Source organism: Leptospira ainazelensis, assembly GCF_016918785.1.
GTDB classification, from domain to species: domain Bacteria; phylum Spirochaetota; class Leptospiria; order Leptospirales; family Leptospiraceae; genus Leptospira; species Leptospira ainazelensis.
On sequence record NZ_JAFFPT010000081.1, the window covers coordinates 1 to 4884 of the forward strand.

Here is a 4884-nt window from a genome sequence, read left to right on the forward strand (position 1 = left end):
AAAGCTGATATTCTAAGAAAGCGAGCTGTTGAAAGAAACTTAGAGGTGATCGGCGAAGTAGCTAAGAAAATCCCAGACTACATTAAGCTGGAAAATCCCGAAGTCGAATGGCGGCAAATTGCTGGATTACGTGATTTTATTGCTCACGGTTATTTTGAAATAGATGATGAAATAATCTGGAACACAACTCAGTTTCATTTAACTCCCTTGATGAACAAAGTCATTGAAATAAAATCTAGACTGACCTAATTTTTGCTCAAGCACTTCGTCTAACTTCGGCTTCTCACTGCGTTCGCGACTCACGGTTCCCGTTCGCGCTCACTCCGGGCTCCGCCACATTGCTTTGTCACTTCGGTTCGCGAGACGCGACTAAGGTCGCTCGAACCTCGTGCCAACTCCTTCGCGCACAAGCGCTCGGAGACGCAACGTCGAGAAGCCTCTTTCGTTAGACGTAATGCCTGCTAAGGACCATAAATTAAAATGAAACACTACCTAAAAATAATATTTCTTATTCCAATCTTTCTTGGTTCTCTCCAGTTGAATAGCGAATCCTTCCTAGATAAATTGAAGGAAGGAGATCTAATATTCCAGGAAACTTTTTCAGAACAAGGGAAAGCCATTAAAATCGCTACTAAATCACGTTATACACATGTTGGAATAGTTTTCAAATACAAAGAAAAACTTAAAGTCTTAGAGGCAGTTGAGCCTGTGAAAATAACCGAAATCGATCACTTTATTTCAAGAGGAAAGAATAAACATTTCGTAATTAAAAGGCTAAGTAAGTCGGAGGCGATTCTCGGCGAGGATAAGATAAAATTAATGAAATCGATCGGGAATCAATATATTGGAAAACACTATGATATCTACTTTAATTGGTCTGATGAAAAGATATATTGTACAGAATTAGCTTGGAAAATATTTAAGAAAGCGTTGAACATTGAACTTACTGAAGACAAAAGACTAAGAGATTTCGACCTAAGTAATTCAACAGTCAAATATCTGATGAAGAAAAGATACGGTAAAAATATTCCACTAGATGATTTTGTCGTTTCTCCAGCTGACATGTTCTCATCTAAGAAATTAGAAACAATTCTGGAGATGAATTAATAGTAAACAGGGCAGGCACAACGTCTAACTACGGCTTCTCACTTCGTTCGCGACTCACGGTTCCCGCTCGCGCTCACTCCGGGCTAAAGCCACATTGCTTTGTCACTTCGGTTCGCAAGACGGCGCTAAGGCGCCTCGAACCTCGTGCCAACTCCATCGCGCACAGGCGCTTGCGGACGCAACGCCGAGAAGCCTCTTTCGTTAGGCGACATTTTGAAAAATTTCTAAAAAATTGTTAATTTTCTTAACTGTTTTCTGAAAAGAAATAGCATGAGAATATGAATCAATTTTTAACTAAAATTTCCGAAATTTACAATCAATCAAAATCTAAAATTAACTCTGCCTGGAATTGGGAGGAAATAAAGAACATATACGAACAAGAGCCTGAACTGTTTGAGAATATTTTTAAAAGATCGAGTTTAAACCGCTATAGTTTTCAGGAAGATCTTTTAATTAATAGCTTATGGATTGCTTCGAACGTCACTGACAGCTATCTTAAACGTCCAAATTGCTATTACTGCGGATTTTTGCTTCAGAGAAAGGACTATTTTAGTGGCAACGTTCATATTGATCATTTTAATCCGATAAGTAAGACAGGAATACATTCGGCTGGAAATATAATTCCTACCTGCAAAGATTGCAATTTGCTCAAATCAAATTTATCAGATGATGAACTTTTAACAATTTTTCGAACTCCGGAGAAATTCTTCTCTGAAAGATATATCAAATCAACTGATATCAAAAAAGAAAAGCTAAAAGATTTTTCGACCTTATTCTTCCAAAGATCAGTTGGGAAAGAGGAGTATCGGAAAGCTTTTAATATTTCGATTTATGATCAAAGACAACATCAAGATGATATGAAAGCGAATTATTGCAAGAAATGGCATAGGAATTAATTCAAAACGCCGTCTAACTTCGGCTTCTCACTTCGTTCGCGACTCACGGTTCCCGCTCGCGCTCACTCCGGGCTAAAGCCACATTGCTTTGTCACTTCGGTTCGCGAGACGCGTCTAAGGACGCTCGAACCTCGTGCCAACCGCGTCGCGCACAAGCGCTTGCGGACGCAACGTCGAGAAGCCTCTTTCGTTAGACGAAAGTTTGGCAAATGTTAACTTTAAGAATGAAAATGGCTTGACGACGTAACCTATTAGGTTACGTTCTTGTTTGTTGATAATCTCATTTAAGCATAAAGGTTTAGAGCAGTTTTTTGAGACTGGCAATAAGAAAGGAATTCAACCGGACCATTCAAATAAGTTAGGTCGAATTTTAGACAGATTAGATGCTTCGATAAATGCTAAAGATATGGATTTGCCTTCATTCAAATTACATCCACTTAAAGGCAAGGCAAAAGACAGATGGTCAGTTTGGGTTAATGGCAATTGGCGTGTTACCTTTGAATTTGAAGCAGAAAACACAATATTAGTCGATTACGAAGATTATCACTGAAAGTAAAAGTTATGAATAAAAGAAAACCAACACATCCCGGTGAAGTTTTGTTAGAAGATATAATCAGACCATTGGGACTAACTATTACAGAGGCGGCTAAAGATTTAGGAATATCTCGAAAGACGCTTTCGGAAATAGTGAATGCAAAAAGCTCAATTACTCCTGAAACAGCAGTTAGAATTGCATTAGCAACGAATACATCGCCTGAGAGTTGGCTCAATATGCAAATTAGATTAGATTTATGGACTGCGTTACAAGACAAACCAAAGAATGTGATAAAGTTTCCTATCTCTGCTTAATTTTCTATCTAAGCCAAACCTTCGTCTAACTTCGGCTTCTCACTTCGTTCGCGACTCACGGTTCCCGCTCGCGCTCACTTCGGGCTAAAGCCACATTGCTTTGTCACTTCGGTTCGCGAGCCGGCGCTAAGGCGCCTCGAACCTCGTGCCAACCGCGTCGCGCACAGGCGCTTGCGGACGCAACGTCGAGAAGCCTCTTTCGTTAGACGAACATGCGCAAAGCGAACACCTTAAAATAAAGATGCTTTGTTAAATACCTCTTTGGTCGAAATATGATTCTTAAGCTCATAATCTGAATTCTCGAGCGGATTAATATTTGACAAGTAGACAAGAATAAATAAATTTTAAACATGAAATCATACCCCGTCGGTGAGCTAAAATCACATTTCTCAGAAGTTTTAGAATCGGTCAAAAATGGTGAAAACGTAGGAATATTATTTGGGAAGGGTAAGAAGCCAATAGCCATGATCGTTCCTATGCAAAGTAGAAAGAAAGAGAAAAGAAAAATTGGGTTATTGGATGGGAAGGTAAAAATTTCTTTCGCCAGAGATTTTGAGATTTCTGAAGAAGAGTTTTTAAGTTAAAGTGAATTATCTACTTGATACACATGTAATTCTTTGGGTTATCGGTTCATCCAATCTATTAAGTAAGAAAGTTAAAGAAATAATAGAAAACTCAGAGAATCGGATCTGCGTTAGTTCAGTTTCCCTATGGGAAATTTCTCTAAAATTTAGGTTGGGTAAACTTAGTCTTTCGGGGCTAAGACCATCGCAAATTCCTGAAATTCTCTCTAAATCAAATATTGAGATTATTGATCTTGAATCGGTCGATGCAAGTACATATGATCAATTAAAAGCAACGTATCACCGGGACCCGTTCGATAGAATGTTGATTTGGCAGTGTATTTTAAGAAAGTTTATATTGATAAGCAAAGATTCGGAAATGAAAAAATATAAATCGCAAGGATTAAGAACGCTTTGGTGATTCTTGCGCACGTCGTCTAACTTCGGCTTCTCACTTCGTTCGCGACTCACGGTTCCCGCTCGCGCTCACTCCGGGCTAAAGCCACATTGCTTTGTCACTTCGGTTCGCGAGCCGGCGCTAAGGCGCCTCGAACCTCGTGCCAACCGCGTCGCGCACAAGCGCTTGCGGCCGCAACGTCGAGAAGCCTCTTTCGTTAGTTGCAATAGTGGCTAAAATTCAATTTTAAAGCAATGTTTCATTTGAAGCTTTGTTCAAGAAATCAAAAGAAAAGAGCTCTTTACTGGAAATTTTTACTTGAAATTCGATTTTGGGCGTATATCTTAACGATATACAAATGGAATTACCAGATTTAAGTCAAATCACAGGTTTCGATTGGGACTTAGGTAATATTGAAAAAAATTGGAAAAAGCATAAAGTAAAGCCTGGCGAAATAGAAGAAATCTTTTTTAACGATCCCTTACTGGTAGTGCCAGATGATTACCATTCAGGAAAAGAAGATCGATACATTGTTTTAGGAATTACGAATGAAGGAAGAAAGTTATTTGCTGTAGTAACAATTCGAAAAGACAAGATTCGACCAATTTCAGTTCGTGAAATGACTCCTCGGGAAAGAAAAATCTATGAAAACTCGTAAAAGAATACCTCATTTAAAATCGGAAAGCGCTGAAATTGATTTTTGGTCTAAGAATGATTCTCCAGATTATATCGATTATTCAAAGGCTAAAAAAGTATCTTTCCCAAATTTAAAGCCTACAACAAAAATGATTTCTCTAAGATTGCCTGAAGCATTAATTGATAGGTTGAAAGTTATGGCGAATAAGAAAGATATTCCTTATCAATCGTTAATTAAGCTTTTACTTTCAGATAAAGTAGAAGAAGAGCTTAAAAGATAGGGGAGTTAAAGCCACTACTGCAACTAACTTCGGCTTCTCACTTCGTTCGCGACTCACGGTTCCCGCTCGCGCTCACTTCGGCCTCCGGCACATTGCTTTGTCACTTCGGTTCGCGAGCCGGCGCTAAGGCGCCTCGAACCTCGTGCCAACCGCGT

9 protein-coding genes are annotated in these 4884 nt (G+C 39.2%); all 9 read left to right on the forward strand.

The genetic code is table 11. The annotated features are described in order from the left end of the window. Window positions 1–249: HepT-like ribonuclease domain-containing protein (locus tag JWG44_RS21600; RefSeq protein ID WP_205277101.1), on the forward strand; the 249-nt coding region annotated here is incomplete at its 5' end. Window positions 250–480: 231 nt separating this feature from the next. Beyond that, complete coding sequence (locus JWG44_RS21605; RefSeq protein ID WP_205277102.1) at window positions 481–1107, forward strand: YiiX family permuted papain-like enzyme; 627 nt, start codon at window positions 481–483, stop codon at window positions 1105–1107. Between the two features lie 278 nt (window positions 1108–1385). Beyond that, window positions 1386–2003 carry an HNH endonuclease gene (locus JWG44_RS21610; protein WP_205277103.1) on the forward strand — a complete coding sequence of 206 codons (618 nt, stop codon included), beginning with the start codon at window positions 1386–1388 and terminating at the stop codon, window positions 2001–2003. Between the two features lie 268 nt (window positions 2004–2271). Then, entirely contained in the window at window positions 2272–2553 is a 282-nt protein-coding gene (locus JWG44_RS21615) for a type II toxin-antitoxin system RelE/ParE family toxin (protein ID WP_232371791.1), read from the forward strand. Window positions 2554–2564: 11 nt separating this feature from the next. Next, complete coding sequence (locus JWG44_RS21620) at window positions 2565–2852, forward strand: HigA family addiction module antitoxin (protein ID WP_205277104.1); 288 nt, start codon at window positions 2565–2567, stop codon at window positions 2850–2852. A 350-nt stretch (window positions 2853–3202) separates the two neighbouring features. Next, a complete protein-coding gene (locus JWG44_RS21625; protein ID WP_205277105.1) occupies window positions 3203–3436 on the forward strand; it encodes a type II toxin-antitoxin system Phd/YefM family antitoxin in 234 nt (77 codons plus the stop codon). Between the two features lies 1 nt (window position 3437). Next, window positions 3438–3836 (forward strand): type II toxin-antitoxin system VapC family toxin, encoded by a 399-nt coding sequence (locus tag JWG44_RS21630; protein WP_205277106.1) that lies wholly within the window; start codon window positions 3438–3440, stop codon window positions 3834–3836. 334 nt (window positions 3837–4170) lie between these two features. Next, window positions 4171–4470 (forward strand): BrnT family toxin, encoded by a 300-nt coding sequence (locus JWG44_RS21635; RefSeq protein WP_205277107.1) that lies wholly within the window; start codon window positions 4171–4173, stop codon window positions 4468–4470. Beyond that, entirely contained in the window at window positions 4457–4729 is a 273-nt protein-coding gene (locus JWG44_RS21640) for a BrnA antitoxin family protein (RefSeq protein ID WP_205277108.1), read from the forward strand. Before JWG44_RS21635 ends, JWG44_RS21640 begins: the two co-directional genes overlap by 14 nt. The last annotated feature ends 155 nt before the right edge of the window (window positions 4730–4884 follow it).